Below are 21,050 nucleotides of genomic sequence, written 5' to 3' on the forward strand. Positions count from 1 at the left end.
GTATGGACGTCGGAGTCGATGTCGGCACCACAGTGACGAAGGCGGTGGCGTTCTCCCCGGATGGACGGCCGCTGGCCGAGGCATCCCGGCCGACGCGGCTGGTGCGACCGTCGGCCGGGCGGTTCGAGCACGAGACAGCGGAGATCGTTGCCTCGGTCAACGAGGTGGTCGGCGAGCTGGCTGCTGCGGTGGGATCCCGGCCGGGCGTTCTCGCGATCACCGCGCAGGGTGACGGGCTTTGGCTGGTTGATGCGGCCGGTGCTGCGGTTCGGCCGGCGATCTCGTGGCTGGACGCGCGCAGTAGCGGGATCCTCGAGCAGTGGACGGCAGACGGTGTTGCCGACCACGTGTTCCGGCGCTCCGGCAACCGCATGTTCCCGGGGGCCTCCGGTCCGCTGCTGGCCGCCGTACTGGCTGAGGAGCCGTCGGTGATCGCGGCCGCCGAGACAGCGGCCTACTGCAAGGACGTGGTGATGCAGGCGCTGACCGGCGTCCGCGCGACCGATGTGTCGGATGCGTCGGCGCCGTTCCTTGATCCGCGGACGGGTTCGTACGACGAAGAAGCCTTGGCAGCAACGGGTTTGGGGGAGTTGCGCCACCTGCTGGCACCCGTGTCGGCCAGTGGACCGGTGGGCGAACTGCGCGACTCCTCGACCGGAATGGCTCCTGGGACGCGAGTCTCCGCGGGTCCTTACGACCTTCCGGCGGCCGCGGCCGGAGCTGGCGTGGAGACGCCCGGCGATGCGCTGCTGACCGTCGGTACGACGCTCGCGTGCCAGGTGGTCACCCGTTCGTTGCCGATGGCCGGCGAACCGGCCGGGTTGTTCCTCGGCACTTGGACGCCCGGGCTCTGGTTGCGCGCCATGCCGGCAATGGTCGGTACGGCGGCCCTCGACCGCATGCTCGCCCTTGTCGGCGCGACCACCGAGCAACTGCCTGCCTTCCTGGCCGAGAGTCCACCCGGCGCTCAAGGCGTGACCGTACTGCCGTATCTGTCCGAGGCCGGTGAGCGCGCGCCGTTCGTGGACACTCGGGCACGCGGCACCCTCGACGGACTCTCGCTGTCCACGACCACGGCCGACCTGATCCGGGCAACGTGCGAGGGGATCGCCTACGCCGCCCGGCATTGCCTGGAAGCGGCCGGGTGGACGGGCCGGGTGACCGTGTGCGGCGGCGGTGCGCGAAGTGCCGAATGGACGCAGATCCTGGCCGACGTACTGAACGCGCCCCTGCACACGACGGCCGCCGAGCAGGTCGCTGCGCGGGGTGCCGTGATCTGCGCCCGCCGTGCGGCGTCCGACGAGGTCGGGCCGGAGTGGATCGCGTCGACCCGGCAGGTCGACCCGGACCCGGGCCGCGCCGCCTTCTATGCCGAGGGATACGCCCACTACCTGCGCCGGATCGACAACGCGCGCGCCCGCTGGTCCGACCCTGCGCCTTTAGGAGCTTGATGAGAACCGTCACCACCTTGCTCGCCGGCGACCACTTCGTCCGGAATTCGCTGCTCTCGTCAGCGCTGCAGTCGCTGGCGGATGTGCGGTTCGACTTCCGGGAAATCACCTTGCCGTGGCCGCTGACGCCGTACGGGGCGGTGGCTGAGGTGGACGAAGCCAGTGACTCCGAGGAGCAGCTGATCGCGGCACTGCCGGGGGTCGAGTTGGCGATCACGCAGATGGGTCCGTTCACCGAGCGGGTGCTGGATGCTGCTCCGGATCTGCGCTTCCTGGTGGTCTGCCGTGGCGGCCCGGTCAACGTCAACGTGCCTGCAGCAATCAAACGCGGCATCACCGTTGCCTCCACCCCCGGACGCAACGCAGTGGCCGCTGCCGAACACGCGGTGGCCCTGATGATGGGGGCCTTGCGCAACCTTCCGCGACTGCATCGCACACTGGAGCTGGGCGAATGGCGCAGCGACCTCTACGCGTACGACGAATGCGGCGCGGAGCTGGATGGCGCAACGGTCGGCCTGGTCGGGTACGGCGCGATCGGGCAACGAGTCGCCCGGGTCATGCTCGCCTTCGGTGCGCACGTGGTGGTCGCCGACCCGTACGTCGATCCGTCGCGAGTCCTGCCCGGGATCGAGGTCGTCGAGCTGGATGAGCTGCTGCGCCGGTCGGACGTGGTCAGCCTGCATGCCCGGTTGACCGATCAGACCCGCGGCATGATCGGTGCGGCCGAAATCGCGCGGATGCCGCGCGGCGGCGTACTGGTCAATACGGCACGTGGCGGTCTGCTCGACTACGAGGCGACTGTGGATGCATTGGAGTCAGGGCAGCTGGGGGCGGCTGCGTTCGACGTCTTCCCGGTGGAGCCGCTGCCGGTCGGCTCACGGTTGCTGACCGCACCTAACGTCGTGATGACACCTCATCTGGCCGGAGCCACCCGCCAGACCGCACTGCGCGCGGGATCCATCGCCGCCGAAGCCGTGGCCGCCTACCTCGCCGGGAAGGATCCGGCAGGACTGGTCACTTCGATGTGAAATTAGCTAGAAAATCACACCGATTCTCTATACCTCACCATGAGTTGGTGATAATTTCACGGGCGTGCAGGAGAATCCGGTAGGTCTGCGGTCGCGGCGGCGACGGGAGTACTGGCTGTTCGCGGCGCTGGTCGCACCGAATCTCCTCGTGATCGCGGTCTTCGCGTACTGGCCGATCGTCTACAACGCGTTCCTGAGCCTGACGGACTGGAACATGATCGCGGCCCGGCCGGCGTTCGTCGGGCTGGCGAACTACGGGCGGACGCTGACCGATCCGGCGTTCCATCGGACGTTGTGGGTGACGGTCGTCTTCACCGGCCTGATCGTGGCCGGGAGCCTGGTGATCGGGCTGGCGCTCGCGTTCCTGTTCAACCTGCCGCTGAAGGGCCGGGGCGCGGTTCGGACGATCGCATTCGCACCCCATGTCCTGTCCGGTGCCGCGGTGGCGACGATCTGGCTGTTCATCTTCGACCCCGGTTACGGCCTGCTGCGCGGGCCGGACTGGATGAACAACTCCGACTGGGCGTTGCCCGGACTCGTCATCGTCTACCTGTGGAAGAACGCCGGCTTCGCTGCGCTGATCTATCTGGCCGGACTGCAGGGATTGCCGAAGGAGCTCGACGAGGCGGCGGTGATGGACGGCGCGAGTACGTGGCGGCGGTTCCACGCGATCAAGCTTCCGCTGCTGGCGCCGATCACGTTCTTCCTGTTGATCACCACGGTGATCGGGACGTTCCAGGCCTTTGACGTGATCGCGGTGATGACCGGCGGCGGACCGGGTGACGCGACCACGACGCTGAGCTGGGCGATCTACAACGAAGGGTTCCAGGCCTTCAACGCGGGCCGAGCCGCCACGTTGTCGATCATCATGTTCGTCATCCTTCTGGTCGTCACCACCGTCCAGGCGCGAGTGCTGGAGAGGCGGGTGCATTACCGATGAAGGTGCGCGCGCTGCAGTACGTCGTACTGGTCGGAGTGGCGGCGGTGTTCATCGGGCCGCTGTACTGGCTGGTGTCGACGGCCTTCAAGCAGCCGGCGGAGATCTACCAGTGGCCGCCTTCGTGGTGGCCCGATCACCTGACCTGGGAGAACTTCACGCTGGCATGGAAGGCCGCGCCGTTCGACCGGTTCTTCGTGAACTCGACGGTGATCACGGTGGCCGGGACTGCGCTGAAGGTGACGAACGCGGTGCTGACGGCGTACGCGTTCGCTTATCTGCGCTTCCCGGGGAAGAAGGTGCTGTTCTTCCTGGTGCTCGGCGCGATGATGGTGCCGGGACATGTGACGCTGCTGCCGAACTACTTGACGGTGGCAACGTTGGGCTGGATCAATACCTATGCAGGGTTGATCATTCCAGGGATCGGGTCGGCCTTCGCGACGTTCTTGATGCGGCAGCACTTCCTGACTCTGCCGTCCGAGGTGACGGATGCCGCGGCGGTCGACGGTGCCGGTCACCTGCGGACCTTGTGGCGGGTCGTGCTGCCGATGTCCCGGCCGATGCTCGTCACCGTCGTCGTGATCACCGCGGTCGAGGAGTGGAACAACTTCGTCTGGCCGTTGATCGTCACCAACACCGCGTCGATGCGGACGCTGCCGGTCGGCCTGCTGATCCTCAAGGACGAAGAGGGGCTGGCCAACTGGGGAACGATCATGGCCGGGACGCTGCTCGTACTCGCGCCGATGCTGGTGATCTTCCTGATCGCCCAGCGCTACATCGTCGGTGGAATCACCCAGGGTGCGTTGAAGGGATGACCATGCGACGCAGGGGATTCCTCGGGCTGACCGCTTTGTCGTTGGCCGGGTGTGGCTACCGATCGGTCGATGCGGTCTATTCGCAGCCGGCCGGGGCGGTGCCGCCGCAGTACGCCGGCCGGGTTCGGGTCGTGTTCTGGTCGTCGTACGGCGGCGTGAACGGGAAGGCCGTTGACGGACTCGTTGCCAAGTTCAACGAATCGCAGGACGACGTGTACGTCGAAGTCCAGTTCCAGGGAAGCTATGACGATGTCGCGCAGAAGGTCGCCGCGGCCCTGATCGCCAAGCAGGCGCCGGATCTCGCCGTACTGTCGGATGTGACCTGGGAGCGGTTCTTCCTGAACGAGGCGCTGGAGCCGTTGAACGGCTATCTCGCGGATCCGGCGGTGTATCAGCCGAAGCTGTTCGGTGAGTATGTGGTGAAGGGGCAGAGCTGGTGCGTGCCGTTCGCCCGCAGTACGCCGATCCTCTACTACAACCGGGATGCGTTCGCTGCCGCTGGTCTGCCAGATCGCGCGCCGCGGACCTGGAGCGAGCTGCAGTCGTGGGGACCTTCGCTGGCCAAGGTGCAGTCAGGCGGGCGTTCTTTGCGGACGCTCGCATTTGCGAAGGTTGATGGGGACTGGCAGTTCCAGGGGAACGTTTGGCAGTTCGGTGGTTCGTATTCGCGTGGGCTGGACGTCAAGATCGCCGAGGCCGGGGCAGTGGCGGCAGGTGAGTGGCAGCGGTCCATGGTCCACTCCTCGAAGCTTGCCTATATGGCGAGCAGCCCGAGTACAGACTTCGCGAACGGGCTGGTGGCAACGATCCAGGAGTCGACCGGTGGACTGAAAAGCATGACCAGTAAGGCGAGATTCCGGGTTGGTGCCGGTTTCGTGCCGGGCGAGATCGCGTCCGGGATCGCCACCGGTGGTGGTGGGATCGGGATGCTGCGCAACATCTCGGCGGAGCGGAAGCAGGCGGCCGCTGCGTTCCTGAGCTTCCTGGCACGGCCGGAGAACGCTGCGTGGTGGACGATCCAGACCGGCTACCTCCCGGTGGTGGAGGCGGCGCGCGAGGTGCCCGAGCTGAAGAAGCTCATTGCCGAACAACCCAACTACGGTGTCGCGATCGCGCAGCTCGCGAACGCGCGGCAACAGGACGCCATCCGGCTCTACGGCCGCAACGCGAACGTTGCCATCTACACCGGTCTGCAACAGATCTACGCCGACAATGCCGCACCCACGAAGGTGTTCGCCACGGTGGCCCGCCGCCTCGAAGCGATCGGAGCCGAAGTACGCCGCCTCTACGAGGAGAAGGTCCTGTGATCATCACCGGTCATCGAGGCGCCCTCGGCACCGAGCCGGAAAACACCCTCCGCTCCTTCCACCGAGCCATCGCCGACGGCTGCGACGAGATCGAACTGGACCTCCGAGTAACCGCCGACGGCCACCTCGTCATCCTCCACGACGCCACCGTCGACAGAACCACCAACGGCACCGGCGAAGTCGCCTCCCTAACCCTCGCCCAGCTACGTGCCCTGGACGCGGGCCACGGCGAGCGCATCCCAACCTGGCCCGAAACCGTCGCCGCGGTCGACGTTCGGTTCCAGGCGGAGGTGAAGGCGGAGGACGCCGTACCACTGCTCGCCGATTCGCTCCGGGCTGATCCTGCGCTGGCTGCTCGTACGCTCGTGACCTCGTTCCATCCCGAGATCCTGCTCGCCGCTCGGCGCGCGTTCCCCGGGGTGACGACCGGGCGGATCTTCGGTCGCACGACTCCCGACGTACTGGCTCTGACGCGGGAGGCCGAGGCGACCTGGGCGTTGTGCGGCATCACCGGCCTGACCTCGGCGTTCGTCGCCGAACTCCACGCCGCCGGTCTGTCCGTCACCGCCTGGCCCGTCCCCGACGCCGCGACCCTGGAACAGGCGGCCGAGCTCGGCGTCGACGGGATCACCACCGACAACCCACACCTGCTCACACGTTCCAACGTCTGAATATGTTCTTCCATGGAACATAAATGTGTGATTGCCTAGTCGCATGGGAATCAGCATCGGTGTGGTCGGAGCCGGCCAGTTCGCTCCTTCGTTCCTGCGGTTGTGGTCCGCGCACCCGGACGTGTCCGGGGTCCGGCTGACCGACGTCCTGCCGGACCGGCTGGCGGAGGTCGCGGCGAAACAAGGCGTCGCGGTCACCTACCAGTCGTTCGAGGAGATGCTCGAGTCCGACGTGGACGCGATCGCGATCTTCACCCAGCGCTGGCTGCACGGCGAGATGGCGATCAGGGCGCTCGAGGCCGGGAAGCACGTCTACTCGACCGTGCCGATGGCGATCGAGGCCGACCAGATCGCGCGCATCATCGAGCTGGTCAAGGCGACCGGCCTGACCTACATGATGGGCGAGACCAGCTTCTACTACCCGTCCTCGGTGTACTGCCGGCAGCGGCTGGCCGCCGGTGACTTCGGCCGGGTGTTCTACTCCGAGGGCGACTACGTCCACGACATGGACCTCGGGTTCTATGCCGCGTACCAGTACAGCGGCGGCGAGGACTGGAAGCAGACCGCGTCCTTCCCGCCCATGCTCTACCCGACGCACGCCGTCGGGAACGTCTTGTCGGTGACCGGTCAGCACGCCACCCACGTGTCCTGCATCGGCGTCCAGGACGACCGCGGTGACGGCGTCTTCGACAAGGAGATCAGCCAGTTCGACAACGACTTCTCGAACGCGACCGCCCTCTTCAAGCTCGCCGACGGCGGCATCATGCGGACCAACGAGATGCGCCGCGTCGGCTACCCGTCCCACATCCGTGAGTCGCGGCTGCGCGTGTTCGGTACCGAGGGCAGCTTCGAGCAGCTCGCCACCACCACGCTCTGGCAGAACAAGCAGGGCGTCGAGGACGTCACCCATCTGATGGAAACCTCAGCCGGGGATCTGACCGACGAGGACCTGGCGAACGTCGACCCGGCACTCCGCGACGCGTTCCGCTCCGGGCTCTCCCCGGTGCACGACCGCACCCGCCTGCCCGCCGAGTTCGACGGCCTGCACAACGGCCACGAAGGCTCCCACCACTTCCTCGCCGACGACTTCGTCCGCGCCGTCGCCGACAAGACCCTCCCGCCGATCAACGCCTGGGTCTCCGCCCGCTACACCCTCCCCGGCATCTACGCCCACCAGTCCGCCCTCCAAGGCGGCGTCCAGTTGGAGATCCCCGACCACGGCGACGCTCCGGCCTGACGCTAACGACACGTACTGGTCCTCCCGCCCGCCGGCGGCCACGCTCAGTCGCGTGCTCCGGAGCCGCGGGAGGCCCACTACTACGTGTTCTTCGCTACCGTTCTGCGATGGACCTGTTCGCCGGAATCTCCGTCAGCGACTACGCCACTGCCATCGCCTGGTACGAACAACTGCTGGGCGCCCCACCGGCCTTCCTCCCCAACGACATCGAAGCCGTCTGGGAACTGGCCGAACACCGCTACCTCTACATAGAGGTGGTCCCCGAACACGCCGGCCACGCCCAGCACACCCTCTTCGTCGAAGACTTCGACGCGACCCTCAACGGCATCGCCGAGCGCGGCCTCGAACCCACCACCCGCGAGACCTACGACAACGGCGTCCGCCACGCCACCTTCTTCGACCCAGACGGCAACGAAATCTCCTACGGCGGCGCCCCGCTCTAGCGGCGCACTGCGATGTCGTCGAGCTGTGGCCAGTGCAGCAGGCGTGCTGACAGTAGGGGTTGCTCGATCAGGTGTGCCTTCAGCAGGCGGTGGATGCCGTCGAGGATGGTGATTCGGCCGTCTTCCCGGCGTACGACGTCGATCGGGTGGCGGAGGTCGGCGGCTATGGTGCGGGCGAACTGCTCGTGGTACCGGTTCGGGTCAGCCGCGACCTCGTACGGCGTGACCTGGAACGGGCGGCCGCCGTACGCCCAGAAGGGAAGATCGAGGTGGTGTGCGAGTTCGGCCACCTCGAACTCGGTCCCCGGCAGGTCGAGGGCGTGCAGCTTCTCCACATCCCAGTGGAAGTCGAGGATGTACGGCCGCAGGATCGGCGGGATCGGCAGCGGGAACGGTTGCCGGTTCACTCGTAGATTTTGCGGAGGCGGGATTCCATGGAGTTCTGGATGTGCCGGGTCATCGCGGCCTCGGCGGCAGTCGGGTCGCCGGAGGTGATGGCTTCTACGAGGGTGCGGTGTTCGGTGAGGACTTCGGGGCCGATGTCGCGCTCGTAGTGCAGGCGGAAGATGTGCAGGTGGCAGTGGGTGCGCTGGAAGGCCAGGCGCACCTGTTCGCTCCCCGAGAGGGTGGCGATGAGCGTGTGGAAGCGGTTGTCGTGGACCGTGAGTGACTTGTAGCCGGCGTAGTCCACCGAGGTGGGTTCGACGGCCGTGGCCAGCTCGGCGCGGAGGCGGTCGCGGCCCTCGTCGGTGATGAGCTCGGCGGCGCGACGGGCGGCCCACGGCTCCAGCAGCAGGCGGAAGCGGTACAGGTCGTCGAACTCGGCCAGCGTGAGCAGCTGCGTCGCCCGATACCCCTTCAGTGGCTCCTTCAGCGCGAGCCCCTCGGACTCCAGCCGCGCGAGCGCCTCCCGCACCGGCGTCGACGAGACCTGGAACTCCCGCGCGAGTCCGTCGATCGAGATCCGGGCACCGGGCCGTACGACGTGGTCCATCAGCATCGTCTTGATCGCCTCGTACACGTCATCGGCCAGCATCTGCCGGCGCAAAACCCGCCGGTCAGCAGTATCCACCCCGTCTTCACCTCCGGATCCTGAGCGCGGCCTTGACCCGGCCGTCGGTCTTCGGCAGGGTGGATCATGCATCATGCACGATCTGGCCCACGGTAGCGCCGGAGTACCCACCTACGGAAGGCGGACACGACGGTGAAGTTCGAAGAGGTCGGCGTCCTACCTGAACCCGAGGACAACGCCGCCATCTGTTCCCGCCGCCTCGACGCGGGCACTCAGATCGAGCTCGACGGCACCACCGTCACCCTCCCGCACACCGTCCTCGAGGGCCACAGATTCGTCGTACGACGAATTCCGCAAGGCGAAGCGATCACCTCCTGGAACACCCCCTTCGCCCGAGCGTCCCGCGACCTCGTCCCCGGTGACTACGTCTGTACGCCGACCAGCCTCCAGGCGGTCACGGCCCGTGGCGTGGAAGGTCTCCCCGCCGAACCCTCCGCCACCAACGAACCCCTCGACCCCTTCGAACTCGACGAGAACGCCCTCCACCTCGGCCAGCAGGTCACGAGCGTCGAGCAGCCCGGCACGTTCCTCGGCTACCCCCGCGCGCAAGGCCCAGCGGGCACCCGCAACCACGTGGTCGTGATGGCGACCAGCTCCCGCAGCTCCGGCTTCGTCACCGAGCTCGCCCGCCGCTTCGACGGAGCGGCTGCCGGCGACGGCGTCGTACCGGTGGCCCACACCGAAGGCGGCGAGGACGAGGTCCCGAACAACCTGCACTTCCTGCTCGCCACCCTGGCCGGCTTCACCTTGAACCCGAACGTCGGCGCCGTGCTGATCGTCGACACCACGGACGACGTCGTCTCCGGTCGCGCGATCCAGGACTTCATGACCGAGCACGACTATCCCGGCATCAAGGTCCCGCACGCGTTCTTCACCCGCGAGGCCGGGTTCGAGCACGACCTCAGCACAGCCGGCGCCCTGCTGGAGCCGTGGCTCCCGATCGTCGACGCGCAGCAGCGGGTCGAGGTCCCGCTCGCCGACCTCAAGATCGCCCTGCAGTGCGGCGGTTCGGACGCGTTCTCCGGGATCTCCGCCAACCCGCTCGCCGGCCTGGTCGGTGCCGAGGTGATCAAGCACGGCGGCGCCGCCGTACTGGCAGAGACCGACGAGCTCATCGGCGCGGAACCGTACGTACTGAAGAACGTCCGGGATCTCGCCACCGCGCGCCGCTTCCTGACCACGATCCGCTCGTTCAAGGAGCGCGTCGGCTGGCACGGGCACACCGCCGAGGGCAACCCGTCCGGCGGCAATGTGTACCGCGGCCTCTACAACATCGTGCTCAAGTCGATCGGCGCCGCCCGCAAACTGCCGCGCGAGGTCCGCCTGGATCACGTCATCGACTACGGCGAACCGCTGCCGGGCAACGGCTACATCTTCATGGACAGTCCGGGCAACGACCTCGAGTCGGTGGCCGGCCAGATCGGCAGCGGCTGCAACCTGATCTTCTTCACCACCGGCAACGGTTCCATCACCAACTTCCCGTTCGTCCCGACGCTGAAGTTCGTCACCACCAGCCAGCGGTACGAGCATTTGCAGGCCGAGATGGACGTGGATGCGGGCCGCTACCTGACCGGTACGTCGATGGCCCAGCTGACCGCGGACACGTTCGACCTGACCGTCCGGGTCGCGTCCGGCGAACCCAGCGCGGGCGAGCGTGCCGGCCACAGCCAGGTGTCGATCTGGCGGAACTGGAAGCAGAGCGGACCGCGCGAGGGCATCTCGATCAGCACCGACGGCCGCCAGAGCCGCGCGCTGGCCGACCTCCCGGCCGACGACCGTGACGCCCCACTCGACGGTCTCCCACTGACCGGCTTGACCAGCCGCACGCGAACCCCGGCCCGGCTGCTGCGAGTCGACGATCGCGACCTACCCGAAGCGGTCGGCCTGATCCTGCCGACCAGTCTGTGCTCCGGTCAGATCGCACTCCGGCTCGCTGGACAGGCCGAGCTGGAGAAGTGGGCCGGCGACGCGGTCACCCGGATGGTCGCGCTCCCGCACACCGAGGGCTGCGGCAGCAGCGGTGGAGCTTCCGAGGAGACCTTCGCCCGGATCATGCTCGGCTATCTCCTGCACCCGAACACCCGGATGGCACTGCTTCTGGAGCACGGCTGCGAGAAGACCCACAACGACTACTTCCGGTCCCGCCTGGTCGAAGCAGGTAAGGATCCAGCGCGATTCGGCTGGGCCAGCATCCAGGCGGACGGCGGTCTCGAGGCTGTCGGCACCAAGGTCAAGGACTGGTTCGGCAGCTTCTCCCTGCCCAGTCCTGTCGAGCGTCAAGGCGATCTCGGTGCGCTGACGATCGGTCTGGAGGCGCGCGGTCCGTTGACCGCCGATACGGCCGAGGCGCTAGGCCTGCTGGGCGGCGAGATCGTTGGTTCGGGTGGCTCGGTCGTGTTGTCCTCGCGTGGCTTGTTGCTTGCCCATGAGGACTTCCGCCGTACGGCGTTCGGTTCCGCCGCCGAGGTCGGTCCGACGATTGCGCACGGTCAGCGGCCCAGCGCTCCGGGATGGCACGTGATGCGGATGCCTGGTACGGACTGGATGGAAACCGCGACCGGCTTCGGGGCATCCGGCGTACAGCAGATCCTTGCGCACGTCGCCGGCGGCACCTTGTCGGCGCAGCGGTTCGTCCCGGTCGTCGAGATCAGCCGGGACCCCGAGACGGTCGCGCGGTACGGCGACGACCTCGACGCCGTCGCCACCGGAGACGCGGCCGATCAGGCGCGGATCGGGCTGGAGACGATCGCCCTGGTCGCGAGCCGGCAGCTCGTCCCCAAGGCAGTTGCCTCCGGCAACGTCGGCTTCCAGATCACCCGCGGTTTGCTCGGCACATCTATGTGAGAGGTGGACTCATGCACTTGGTCCGTTACCAGTCGCCCGCCGGGCGGCCGGTCGTAGGCGTCCGTACCGGTGACACGGTGGCACCGGTCGAAGGAATCGCCAGCATGGCCGAGCTGCTCCGGCTCCCACTCGCAGATCTGCAGACAGCCGTCGCCAAGACCGGTACGGCGGTTCCCGTCGAAGGGCTGACGTGGTTGCCGCCGATCGATGGCCGGGGCGAGGTCTGGTGCGCGGGCGTCACGTATGAGCGATCGCGTGGCGCCCGGATGGAGGAGAGCACCGAGCAGTCCGTGTACGACAAGGTCTACACCGCGGACCGGCCGGAGCTGTTCCAGAAGGCGCCGGCCTGGCGAGTGGTGACGGACGGCGAGCCGGTGGGGATCCGCGTCGACTCGGGACACGACGTACCGGAGCCGGAGCTTGCGGTCGTCGCCAACAGTCACGGTGAGATCGTCGGCTACACGATCTGCAACGACATGAGTTCACGCTCGATCGAGGGCGTGAACCCGCTGTACGTCCCGCAGGCCAAGCTGTTCGCCGGTGGTTGCGCGCTGGCGACCGGGATCCGGCCGGTCTGGGAGGTCGCTGATCCCAAGGACCTGGCGATCGACATCACCATCAGCCGCGACGGCGACGAGGTCTTCACCGGTACGACGTCGACCGCCAAGCTGGTTCGCGAGCTGCCGGATCTGATCGACGTGCTCTTCGTGCCGAACGACTTCCCGGACGGTGTGATTCTGGCGACCGGGACCGGCATCGTGCCTGAATTTGCGTTCGCGCTACGCGAAGGTGATGTGATCAGGATCAGCATCGACCAACTGGGTACCTTGACGAATACCGTGGCCACCGGCCGGGAGCCGTTTGCCTTCCTGGCCGCACAGAACTCTGAGGAGAAGCGATGACCGCCGACACCACCCCCGCCGAGCTCGAGCAGGCCCTGGAGGACGCGGCCGGTGCCGCGGCCGCGCTCGGGTCCGCGGAGCCTGCCGTCCGGGCCGGGTGGATCCGGGCTGTGGCGGACGCACTGGACGCGGCCGCGGACGAGTTGGTGCCGATCGCGATGCGCGAGACCTCGTTGCCGGAGCCGAGGCTGCGCGGTGAGGTCGGCCGGAGCACCGGGCAGCTGCGCATGTTCGCCGATGCCCTGGAGGAAGGGTCATTGCTCGAGGTCGTCATCGACACGGCCGACGCGCAGGCCAAACCGGTGCCGCGGCCGGATCTGCGCCGGGTGCTGGTGCCACTCGGTCCGGTCCTGGTGTTTGCCGCCAGCAACTTCCCGTTCGCGTTCAGTGTCTGTGGTGGTGACACTGCTTCCGCGCTGGCAGCGGGCTGCCCGGTGATCGTCAAGGCACACCCGGGGCATCCGGAGCTCTCGGTGCGGACGGCCGCGGTCATGATCGAGGCGCTGCGGGCAGCCGGTGCGCCGGATGGTTCGCTGGGGTTGATCCAGGGCTTCGACGTCGGTGTCATCGCGCTGAAGGATCCGCGGATCACGGCGGCCGGATTCACCGGCTCGGTCCCGGCCGGCAAGGCACTGCACGAGATCGCGGTCACCCGGCCGGAGCCGATCCCGTTCTACGGCGAGCTCGGCAGCCTCAACCCCGTCTTCGTCACCCAGGCCGCGATCGATGCCCGCGGCAACGACATCGCCACCGGGTACGTCGGCTCGTTCACGCTCGGCGTCGGTCAGTTCTGCACCAAGCCCGGCCTGCTGTTCCTGCCGGCTGGTCATGGCTTGCAGGACAAGCTGGTCGAGGCGGCCGGGGGAGTGGCATCGGCAACGATGCTGAACGACCGGATCAAGGACACCTTCGACTCGGGTCTCGACCGGCTCGGCAAGGTCGACGGGGTTCGCGTCTGGTCGTCGGGCGGCGCAACGCTCTTGCAGACAACGGTTTCCGAGCTGCTGACGCGTCAGGACGAGATCCTCGAAGAGTGCTTCGGTCCCGTGTCGATCGTCGTCGAGTACGACGGTCTCGACCAGCTGCGGGCCGCGATCGCAGCCTTCGACGGCAACCTCACGGCGACCCTGCATGCAGAGGAGTCCGACAACGAGCTGGCGACCGAGCTCCTCCCGCTGCTGACCGCGAAGGCCGGGCGCGTGCTGTGGAACGGCTGGCCCACCGGGGTCGCGGTCTCCTGGGCTCAGCACCACGGCGGTCCGTTCCCGTCGACGGTTGGCTCGATCCACACCAGCGTCGGGGTGACCGCGGCCCGCCGGTTCCAGCGGCCGGTTGCCTACCAAGACGCTCCCGATCCGGTGCTCCCCGCCGTACTGCGGGATACGAATCCGCTCGGGATCACCCGCCGAATCAACGGAGTGGTCAGCAGAGACGAGGTCGAACGATGAGCGACGACACCACGGGGGACCTGCCTCCGACTGCGGATCCGCGCGACATCGACGTACCGGATCCTGCGGGCGTGCCGACACCCGAGAAGGGGGTTGGCGTTCCCTCTGGCGCGCCGAACGGGTTGCGGAGCTACGAGCACTGGTTCGGGGAGGAGGGGCGCAACGGGTTCATCCACCGGTCGTGGATGCGGGCGCAGGGCTTCTCCGAGGAGGTGTTCGACGGGCGGCCGGTGATCGGGATCTGCAACACCTGGTCCGAGCTGACCCCTTGTAACGCGCACCTGCGCCGGCTCGCCGAGTCGGTCAAGCGCGGGGTCTGGCAGGCCGGTGGGTTCCCGTTGGAGTTCCCGGTGATGTCGCTCGGCGAGACGATGCTGCGGCCGACCGCGATGCTGTTCCGCAACCTGCTCAGCATGGATGTCGAGGAGTCCCTGCGCGGGAACCCGATCGACGGCACCGTGCTGCTGACCGGCTGTGACAAGACCACACCCGGTTCGATCATGGGCGCTGCGAGTGTCGACCTGCCGACGCTGGTGGTCACCGGCGGCCCGATGCTGAACGGGAAGTTCCGCGGCTGCGACATCGGCTCCGGTACGGCGGTCTGGCGGTTCACCCAAGATCGGAACGCCGGCCGGATGACCGAGGAGGACTACGCGGCCGCCGAGTCCGGGATGTCCCGGAGCAACGGCCACTGCATGACGATGGGGACGGCGTCCACGATGGCCTGTATGGCCGAGGCGCTCGGGCTCCAGCTGACCGGTTCGGCGGCCATCCCGGCAGTCGACTCCCGGCGGTACTCGCTGGCCCAGCAGGCCGGTCGGCGGATCGTCGAGATGGTGCACGAGGACCTGAAGCCCTCCGACATCCTGACCCGCGACGCGTTCGCCAACGCGGTCAGGGCGAATGCGGCGATCGGTGGTTCGACCAACGCCGTCATCCACCTGCTCGCGATCGCGGGCCGGGTCGGCGTCGACCTCTCGCTGGACGACATGGACGAGTGGGCCCGCGGCGTACCGTGGCTGGCCGACCTGCAGCCCTCGGGGCAGTATCTGATGGAGGACTTCTACTACGCGGGCGGGCTTCCCGCCGTACTGAAGGAGATCCTGCCGCTGCTCAAGGCGGACGCGATCACCGTGACCGGCCGGACCATGGGCGAGAACGTCGCCAACGCCGAGCGCATCGACTGGGTCGGTCAGGAAGGACGGCCGGGTGCTGCGGTCATCCGCCCGGTCGGCAATCCGCTTGGGAGCGGTGCCGGGACCGCCGTACTGAAGGGCAATCTGGCGCCGGACGGGGCTGTGGTCAAGCAGTCCGCGGCATCGGAGCGACTGTTGCAGCATCGCGGGAAGGCACTGGTCTTCAGCAGCATCGAGGAGTACGACCTGGCCGTCGACGATCCCGAGCTGGACGTCGACGAGGACACCGTGCTCGTGCTGCAGAACGCGGGACCGCGCGGCTATCCGGGGATGCCGGAGGTCGGCAACATGACGATCCCGCGCAAACTCGCCGAGATCGGCGTCGACGACATGGTGCGGATCTCGGACGCGCGGATGAGCGGTACGGCGTACGGAACCGTCGTACTGCATGTCACGCCGGAAGCGGCGGTCGGCGGACCGCTGGCCCTGGTGCGGACCGGTGACTGGATCGAACTGGACGTTCCAGGCCGGCGACTGCACCTCGATGTGTCCGACGAGGAGCTCGAGAAGCGCCGTGCCGACTGGCAGCCACCCGCGCCGCCGACGGATCGCGGCTGGGCCCGGCTGTACGTCGACCATGTCACGCAGGCCAACCAGGGCTGCGATCTGGACTTCCTGGTAGGTCGCACCGGCTCCGCCGTAGCGAGACAGAGCCACTGATGGACTGGGGACCGTTCGAGGCTGTGCGTGGGCTCCGCCCAGCCGGCGTGATCCCGCAGGTCACGCCGATTCGCCGGCTGCTGCCGGACCTGCCGTCCGTAGCCGATCCGGCCGTGGCTACCCAGGCGGCACTCGAAGCTCTGCGGGCGCAGATCCAGCCCGGCGCCCGGATCGCGGTCACCGCCGGCAGTCGCGGGATCCATGACCTCGTGCCGGTGGTTCGCGCGGCCGTCGCCTGGCTGGCCGCAGCCGGGGCCGACCCTTTCGTCGTACCGGCGATGGGGTCACACGGTGGTGCGACCGCCGATGGCCAGCGTGAGATGCTCGCCGGGCTCGGGATCACTCCGGAGAGCGTGGGCTGCCCGATCGAGGCCACCATGGACACGGTTGTCATGGGTAAACTCGACGACAGTACGCCGGTCCATCACGATGCGATCGCGGCTGCCGCCGACGGCGTACTGCTGATCAACCGGATCAAGCCACACACGGATTTCCACGGCCCGATCGAGAGTGGGCTGGCGAAGATCCTCGCGATCGGTCTCGGCAATCACGCGGGTGCGGCAGCTCTTCATGCCGGTGGGATTCCTTCGCTGGGTGGCGCGATCGAAGCGGCCGCGCGAGTGGTTGTTGCGCAGGGCAAGATCCTTGGTGGGCTGGGCATTCTGGAGAATGCTCTGGAGCGTACGGCGGCGGTCGAGTTCGTTCCGGCCGACGGGATCGCGGGTGCGGCCGAGCATGCGTTGTTGCAGCGGGCAGGCAGTCTGCTGGGGCGGCTGCCGTTCGACGAGCTGGACGTGCTGGTCGTGGACGAGCTGGGCAAGGACAAGTCCGGCGCCGGGATGGACACGAATGTGATCGGGCGGTGCTGGGTGCACGGCATCCCCGAGTTCGAATCGCCGTCGATTGCGGCGATCAGCGTGCACTCGCTCTCCGAGGCCTCGCACGGGAACGCCTCCGGGCTGGGGCTGGCCGATGTGATGCCGGCCAGGATTCTCGAGCAGATCGATCTGCAGGCCAGCTACGTGAACGCGTTGACCTCCGGTGCCGGTGGAGCTCGCCGTTCGCGGCTGCCGATGGTGATGGAGGACGACGAAGCGGCCGTGCTCGCGGCCATCACGATGTGCGGCCGACGCGACTGGACCGACCTGCGGCTGGCGCGGATCAAGGACACGTTGTCCCCCCACGAGTTGCTGGTGACACCGGCGCTCCTGGACGAGGCCGCGGACCGGTTCGATCTGGAGATCACCGGGGCGGCCTGTGATCTGACCGTCGATGGGGAGCTTGCAGCATGGTGACTCTTCGCGAAGCCCACGCCTTACTCGCCGACCGCGGGTTCCACCCTGGCGGCGCATCCACAGCAACGTTTGCGGACGGTACGCCGTACAAGGTGGAGATCCCGTCGTGCGAGGGACCGCGGGTGTTGGAGGCCGTCCTCGACGAGGCCGCGACGCGTGCGGTGACCATCGATCGGGTGTCACAGGGCAGCGGGGTGATGATGCTGACCGATGCCGAGATCGAGGAGATGCTGTCGCTCGGTGATTCCGCCGGTGTCGAGGTGTGTCTCTTCCTCGGGCCCCGCGGCGCGTGGGACATCGGCGGACAGGCAAAAGTCTCGGCCGCGGTCGGAGGAGTTGCACGCGGCAACGAGATGGTTGCCGCATCGCTGTGCGATGCCTTCCGGGCGGTCGAGCTGGGCGTGCGAAGTCTGCTGGTCGGAGATATCGGCGTACTGGAACTGCTCGGTCAGTTGAAGGTCGACGGGTCGTTGCCTGCCGACCTCGTCCTCAAGACATCCGTGCTGATGCCGTTGCCCAATGCCCCGACCGCGCGGCTGTACGAGCGGTTGGGGGCCACGAGTTTGAACGTGTCGACCGACCTTCCGGTGCCGGTGCTGGCGGAGATCCGGTCGGTGACCTCAGTGCCGATCGACATGTACATCGAGGCGCCGGACGACCAAGGCGGACACGTGCGGTTCTACGACGTACCGGAGGTCGTGAGGCTGGCGGCGCCGGTCTATCTGAAGATGGGGCTGCGGAACGCGCCGAACATCTACCCGGTTGGCGCGCACCTGGCTGCCACGGCCGAGGCGTTGGGGCGCGAGCGGGTCCGCCGGGCCGAGTTGATTCTGCGTCTGCTGGCTGAACAGGATGAGGGCTTATGAGTGACCCGTTCGTTGCCCACCTCCGTTCGGTGCTCGGGGACAACGCAGTCGTGGACGATGTCGACGTACTGGACTCGCATCGCAACGATCAGGCGACCTTCTGCGTGGCCGGCGTACCGCGGGTGCTGGTGCGGCCGTCGACCACGGCCGAGGTGGCTGTCGTCTTGAAGGCCGCGTCGGAGTTCGGCGTACCGGTGGTGACGCAGGGGGCGCGGACCGGGCTGTCCGGTGCGGCGAATGCGACCGACGGGTGTTTGTTGCTGTCGACGGCACGGATGAACCGGATCCTGGAGATCTCTGCCGAGGACCAGGTCGCGGTGGTCCAGCCGGGCGTGGTGAATGCCGAGCTGTCGCGCGCTGTCCTTGAGCAAGGGCTGTTCTACCCGCCGGATCCGTCGTCGTGGGAGATGTCCACCCTGGGTGGCAACATCGCGACCAACGCCGGCGGCTTGTGCTGCGTGAAGTACGGCGTCACGGCGGACTTCGTGCTCGGGCTTGAGGTGGTGCTGGCGTCAGGTGAGGTGGTTCGGACCGGGCGGCGGTCGGCGAAGGGCGTCGCCGGGTACGACCTGACCCGGCTGATCGTGGGTTCCGAGGGGACGCTCGGCGTGGTCACCGAGGCCACGCTGTCGCTGCGGCCCGCTCCTGAGACGGCGCTGACCGCGGCGGCCACGTTCCTGTCCATCGAGGACGGGATCGCCGCGGCTGCCGCGGTGATGGCGGCCGGACTGCGGCCGTCGCTGCTCGAGTTCATCGACGGACCGACCGCACGCGCGATTCAGGACCACCGCGACATGGGCCTGCCGGCAGATGTCGGGTCCCTGCTGATCGCGCAGTCCGACCGGGGCGCGCGGGCCGCGGAGGACGTGGCCCGGATCGCCGCCATCTGCACGGCACACGGTGCAGTCGAGGTCGCCGAGGCTTCGGACGCCGAGGAGTCCCGGATGCTGCTCGAGGCACGCCGGTTGGTGCACGCGGCGCTGGAGCCACTCGGTACCTCGCTGGTCGATGACGTGGCGGTGCCGCGGTCGAAGCTGGTCGCGCTGCTGCGCGGGATCGCCGAGATCAGCACGAAGTACGACGTACCGATCTACTGCGCCGGGCATGTCGGTGACGGCAACATGCATCCGAATGTCATCTTCGAGCCCGGTAATCCGGCCGCTGAGGCACGGGCGATGGAGGCGTTCGGCGCGGTGATGGAGCTCGGACTCGCGCTCGGCGGGACCATCACCGGCGAGCACGGGATCGGCACGCTGAAGGCACGCTGGCTCGAGGACGAGCTCGGTCCGGTCGGGCTCGAGCTGCACCGGCGTGTCAAGAAGGCCTTCGACCCGGCCGGATTGCTCAACCCGGGCAAGGTGCTGCGGTGATCGACCCGTCGGCGGTCCGACCGTCGGCCCGCCAGCTCGCGTGGCAGCAGCAGGAGCTGACGGCGTTCGTGCACTTCGGTGTGAACACCTTCACGGATCTCGAGTGGGGGACCGGGCTGGACGACCCTGCCGTCTACAACCCTCAGGAGCTGTCCTGCGACCAGTGGGTGCGCGTGCTGGTGGATGCCGGGTTCAAGAGCGTGATCCTGACGGCCAAGCACCACGACGGCTTCTGCCTGTGGCCGAGCCGGTACCTGACACACACGGTCGCTGCGAGCCCCTCCGGGCGTGACGTAATGGCCGAGCTGTCTGCAGCTTGCGCCAAGCACGGGTTGGGGCTGGGCTTCTATCTGTCGCCGGCAGACCTGTACCAGGAGAAGGCGCCCGGCGGGTACTACGGGAACGGCAGCCCGGTGGTTGCTTCGGAAATCCAGCCTGGGTTCACCTACGAGGTGGACGACTACAACCGCTTCTACCTGAACCAGCTGTACGAGCTGCTGACGCAGTACGGACCGATCGCCGAGGTGTGGCTGGACGGGGCGAACCCGACGAGTACGGCACAGGAGTACGCGTTCGACGCCTGGTTCGACCTGATCCGTCGATTGGCGCCGGAGGCAACGATCGCGGTTGGTGGGCCCGACGTTCGGTGGGTCGGCAACGAAGACGGGTTCGCCCGCGAGACCGAGTGGAGCGTCGTACCGTTCGCCGGCGGTCGGATGGTGGCCGAGCAGAGCGCTCCCGAGGTGGCCGGGCCCGCGCAACTGGCCGCCGCCGACGAGCTGCGGTGGTATCCCGCCGAGGTCGACGTGTCGATCCGGCCAGGCTGGTTCTACCACGCGTCCGAAGACGACCAGGTGAAGTCGCTGCCCGCGCTCCTCGACATCTACCGCAAGTCGGTCGGGCGGAACGCCGTCCTGCTGCTGAACATCCCGCCGGACCGGCGCGGCCTATTCGCGGATGCCGACGTACAGGCGTTGTCGGCCTTCGGCGCGGCGATCCGCTCCTACTACGACACGGCCGTTGAGCTGCCAGGATCCTTCAACGTCGTGGGCCTGCGCGAGGACATCGCGGCCGGCCAACAGGTCGAGTCGTTCGCCGTCGACGCCCTGGTTGGCGGCTCGTGGACCGAGATCACCACCGGCACCACCATCGGCCACCGTCGCCTGATCCCGATCGACCATTCAGTGACGGCCGACGCCGTACGGGTCCGTCTCCTTGCGACCCGATCGGATGCTGCCGTGACGCTCACCGTCCACCACGATCCGACGCTTGCTTGAAGTCCCCCTGCCTGGAGTCGAACCAGGAACCGAGCCTTCGGAGAGCCCGGCGTACATCCGTTACCAGAGGGTCCGGCGCCACCATCCACCTGAATGACGGCGCCGTTCGCTTTACTCCTCCACCGAGACAACCCGCATCCAGTCGGAGCATTCGCCCTCACACCAGACATGATCACCACGGTGCGCCAGCCGATCCCGCTGCACGTGCCCACACGCCAGCAGAACCCGCCG

Annotated in this window: 18 protein-coding genes; 16 read left to right on the forward strand and 2 right to left on the reverse strand. The window is 67.8% G+C overall.

All coding sequences use genetic code 11. The features are described 5' to 3' along the window. Nucleotides 1-2 precede the first annotated feature (2 nt). The 8 genes from ACFCV3_RS35430 to ACFCV3_RS35465 all read left to right on the forward strand — a co-directional run bounded on the left by ACFCV3_RS35430 (nucleotide 3) and on the right by ACFCV3_RS35465 (nucleotide 7,889). The gene (locus tag ACFCV3_RS35430; protein WP_376037896.1) at nucleotides 3-1,451 is read left to right on the forward strand and encodes an FGGY family carbohydrate kinase; all 1,449 of its coding nucleotides are present in this window, start codon (nucleotides 3-5) and stop codon (nucleotides 1,449-1,451) included. After that, nucleotides 1,451-2,479: a 2-hydroxyacid dehydrogenase gene (locus ACFCV3_RS35435; protein ID WP_376037899.1), complete on the forward strand. Its 1,029-nt coding sequence runs from the start codon at nucleotides 1,451-1,453 to the stop codon at nucleotides 2,477-2,479. The genes ACFCV3_RS35430 and ACFCV3_RS35435 overlap by 1 nt, the downstream gene beginning before the upstream one ends. 64 nt (nucleotides 2,480-2,543) lie before the next feature. Next, nucleotides 2,544-3,419 (forward strand): carbohydrate ABC transporter permease, encoded by an 876-nt coding sequence (locus ACFCV3_RS35440; RefSeq protein ID WP_132408210.1) that lies wholly within the window; start codon nucleotides 2,544-2,546, stop codon nucleotides 3,417-3,419. Beyond that, nucleotides 3,416-4,231 (forward strand): carbohydrate ABC transporter permease, encoded by an 816-nt coding sequence (locus tag ACFCV3_RS35445; protein WP_376037902.1) that lies wholly within the window; start codon nucleotides 3,416-3,418, stop codon nucleotides 4,229-4,231. The genes ACFCV3_RS35440 and ACFCV3_RS35445 overlap by 4 nt, the downstream gene beginning before the upstream one ends. A gap of 2 nt (nucleotides 4,232-4,233) precedes the next feature. After that, nucleotides 4,234-5,538: an extracellular solute-binding protein gene (locus tag ACFCV3_RS35450; protein WP_376037904.1), complete on the forward strand. Its 1,305-nt coding sequence runs from the start codon at nucleotides 4,234-4,236 to the stop codon at nucleotides 5,536-5,538. Further along, a complete protein-coding gene (locus ACFCV3_RS35455; protein WP_376037907.1) occupies nucleotides 5,535-6,209 on the forward strand; it encodes a glycerophosphodiester phosphodiesterase in 675 nt (224 codons plus the stop codon). Before ACFCV3_RS35450 ends, ACFCV3_RS35455 begins: the two co-directional genes overlap by 4 nt. Before the next feature lie 43 nt (nucleotides 6,210-6,252). Then, nucleotides 6,253-7,446: a Gfo/Idh/MocA family protein gene (locus ACFCV3_RS35460; RefSeq protein ID WP_376037908.1), complete on the forward strand. Its 1,194-nt coding sequence runs from the start codon at nucleotides 6,253-6,255 to the stop codon at nucleotides 7,444-7,446. 107 nt (nucleotides 7,447-7,553) lie between these two features. Continuing rightward, complete coding sequence (locus ACFCV3_RS35465; protein WP_376037911.1) at nucleotides 7,554-7,889, forward strand: VOC family protein; 336 nt, start codon at nucleotides 7,554-7,556, stop codon at nucleotides 7,887-7,889. Here ACFCV3_RS35465 and ACFCV3_RS35470 read toward each other — a convergent pair. Together ACFCV3_RS35470 and ACFCV3_RS35475 are read right to left on the reverse strand one after the other, a co-directional pair. Next, entirely contained in the window at nucleotides 7,886-8,296 is a 411-nt protein-coding gene (locus tag ACFCV3_RS35470; RefSeq protein ID WP_376037913.1) for a hypothetical protein, read from the reverse strand. The two genes, ACFCV3_RS35465 and ACFCV3_RS35470, sit on opposite strands and share 4 nt — an antisense overlap. Then, complete coding sequence (locus ACFCV3_RS35475) at nucleotides 8,293-8,961, reverse strand: GntR family transcriptional regulator (RefSeq protein ID WP_376037916.1); 669 nt, start codon at nucleotides 8,959-8,961, stop codon at nucleotides 8,293-8,295. Before ACFCV3_RS35475 ends, ACFCV3_RS35470 begins: the two co-directional genes overlap by 4 nt. Before the next feature lie 132 nt (nucleotides 8,962-9,093). On the opposite strand from ACFCV3_RS35475, the gene ACFCV3_RS35480 reads away from it, so the two are divergent. From ACFCV3_RS35480 to ACFCV3_RS35515, 8 genes are read left to right on the forward strand one after another with little or no spacing between them, the layout of a single operon-like run. After that, complete coding sequence (locus ACFCV3_RS35480) at nucleotides 9,094-11,805, forward strand: UxaA family hydrolase (RefSeq protein WP_376037919.1); 2,712 nt, start codon at nucleotides 9,094-9,096, stop codon at nucleotides 11,803-11,805. Between the two features lie 11 nt (nucleotides 11,806-11,816). Continuing rightward, nucleotides 11,817-12,707 carry a fumarylacetoacetate hydrolase family protein gene (locus ACFCV3_RS35485; RefSeq protein WP_376037921.1) on the forward strand — a complete coding sequence of 297 codons (891 nt, stop codon included), beginning with the start codon at nucleotides 11,817-11,819 and terminating at the stop codon, nucleotides 12,705-12,707. Beyond that, complete coding sequence (locus ACFCV3_RS35490; protein WP_376037924.1) at nucleotides 12,704-14,155, forward strand: aldehyde dehydrogenase (NADP(+)); 1,452 nt, start codon at nucleotides 12,704-12,706, stop codon at nucleotides 14,153-14,155. The genes ACFCV3_RS35485 and ACFCV3_RS35490 overlap by 4 nt, the downstream gene beginning before the upstream one ends. Further along, the gene (locus ACFCV3_RS35495; protein WP_376037926.1) at nucleotides 14,152-16,011 is read left to right on the forward strand and encodes an IlvD/Edd family dehydratase; all 1,860 of its coding nucleotides are present in this window, start codon (nucleotides 14,152-14,154) and stop codon (nucleotides 16,009-16,011) included. The genes ACFCV3_RS35490 and ACFCV3_RS35495 overlap by 4 nt, the downstream gene beginning before the upstream one ends. Beyond that, nucleotides 16,011-17,306, forward strand: coding sequence for a DUF2088 domain-containing protein (locus ACFCV3_RS35500; RefSeq protein WP_376037929.1), 1,296 nt, complete (start codon nucleotides 16,011-16,013; stop codon nucleotides 17,304-17,306). Before ACFCV3_RS35495 ends, ACFCV3_RS35500 begins: the two co-directional genes overlap by 1 nt. Continuing rightward, nucleotides 17,300-18,172 carry a U32 family peptidase gene (locus tag ACFCV3_RS35505; RefSeq protein WP_376037932.1) on the forward strand — a complete coding sequence of 291 codons (873 nt, stop codon included), beginning with the start codon at nucleotides 17,300-17,302 and terminating at the stop codon, nucleotides 18,170-18,172. Before ACFCV3_RS35500 ends, ACFCV3_RS35505 begins: the two co-directional genes overlap by 7 nt. Next, complete coding sequence (locus ACFCV3_RS35510) at nucleotides 18,169-19,542, forward strand: FAD-binding oxidoreductase (protein ID WP_376037934.1); 1,374 nt, start codon at nucleotides 18,169-18,171, stop codon at nucleotides 19,540-19,542. The genes ACFCV3_RS35505 and ACFCV3_RS35510 overlap by 4 nt, the downstream gene beginning before the upstream one ends. Further along, nucleotides 19,539-20,819, forward strand: coding sequence for an alpha-L-fucosidase (locus ACFCV3_RS35515; RefSeq protein ID WP_376037936.1), 1,281 nt, complete (start codon nucleotides 19,539-19,541; stop codon nucleotides 20,817-20,819). The genes ACFCV3_RS35510 and ACFCV3_RS35515 overlap by 4 nt, the downstream gene beginning before the upstream one ends. Nucleotides 20,820-21,050 lie beyond the last annotated feature (231 nt).

Origin of the sequence: Kribbella sp. NPDC056345, assembly GCF_042262745.1 — a bacterium.
Taxonomy (GTDB): Bacteria; Actinomycetota; Actinomycetes; order Propionibacteriales; family Kribbellaceae; genus Kribbella.

Coding starts and splice junctions, on each gene's coding strand:
- ACFCV3_RS35465 (WP_376037911.1), top strand. CDS start 7,554: ATGGACCTGTTCGCCGGAATCTCCGTCAGCGACTACGCCACTGCCATC.
- ACFCV3_RS35485 (WP_376037921.1), top strand. CDS start 11,817: ATGCACTTGGTCCGTTACCAGTCGCCCGCCGGGCGGCCGGTCGTAGGC.
- ACFCV3_RS35460 (WP_376037908.1), top strand. CDS start 6,253: ATGGGAATCAGCATCGGTGTGGTCGGAGCCGGCCAGTTCGCTCCTTCG.
- ACFCV3_RS35510 (WP_376037934.1), top strand. CDS start 18,169: ATGAGTGACCCGTTCGTTGCCCACCTCCGTTCGGTGCTCGGGGACAAC.
- ACFCV3_RS35490 (WP_376037924.1), top strand. CDS start 12,704: ATGACCGCCGACACCACCCCCGCCGAGCTCGAGCAGGCCCTGGAGGAC.
- ACFCV3_RS35445 (WP_376037902.1), top strand. CDS start 3,416: ATGAAGGTGCGCGCGCTGCAGTACGTCGTACTGGTCGGAGTGGCGGCG.
- ACFCV3_RS35450 (WP_376037904.1), top strand. CDS start 4,234: ATGCGACGCAGGGGATTCCTCGGGCTGACCGCTTTGTCGTTGGCCGGG.
- ACFCV3_RS35435 (WP_376037899.1), top strand. CDS start 1,451: ATGAGAACCGTCACCACCTTGCTCGCCGGCGACCACTTCGTCCGGAAT.
- ACFCV3_RS35430 (WP_376037896.1), top strand. CDS start 3: ATGGACGTCGGAGTCGATGTCGGCACCACAGTGACGAAGGCGGTGGCG.
- ACFCV3_RS35505 (WP_376037932.1), top strand. CDS start 17,300: ATGGTGACTCTTCGCGAAGCCCACGCCTTACTCGCCGACCGCGGGTTC.
- ACFCV3_RS35500 (WP_376037929.1), top strand. CDS start 16,011: ATGGACTGGGGACCGTTCGAGGCTGTGCGTGGGCTCCGCCCAGCCGGC.
- ACFCV3_RS35495 (WP_376037926.1), top strand. CDS start 14,152: ATGAGCGACGACACCACGGGGGACCTGCCTCCGACTGCGGATCCGCGC.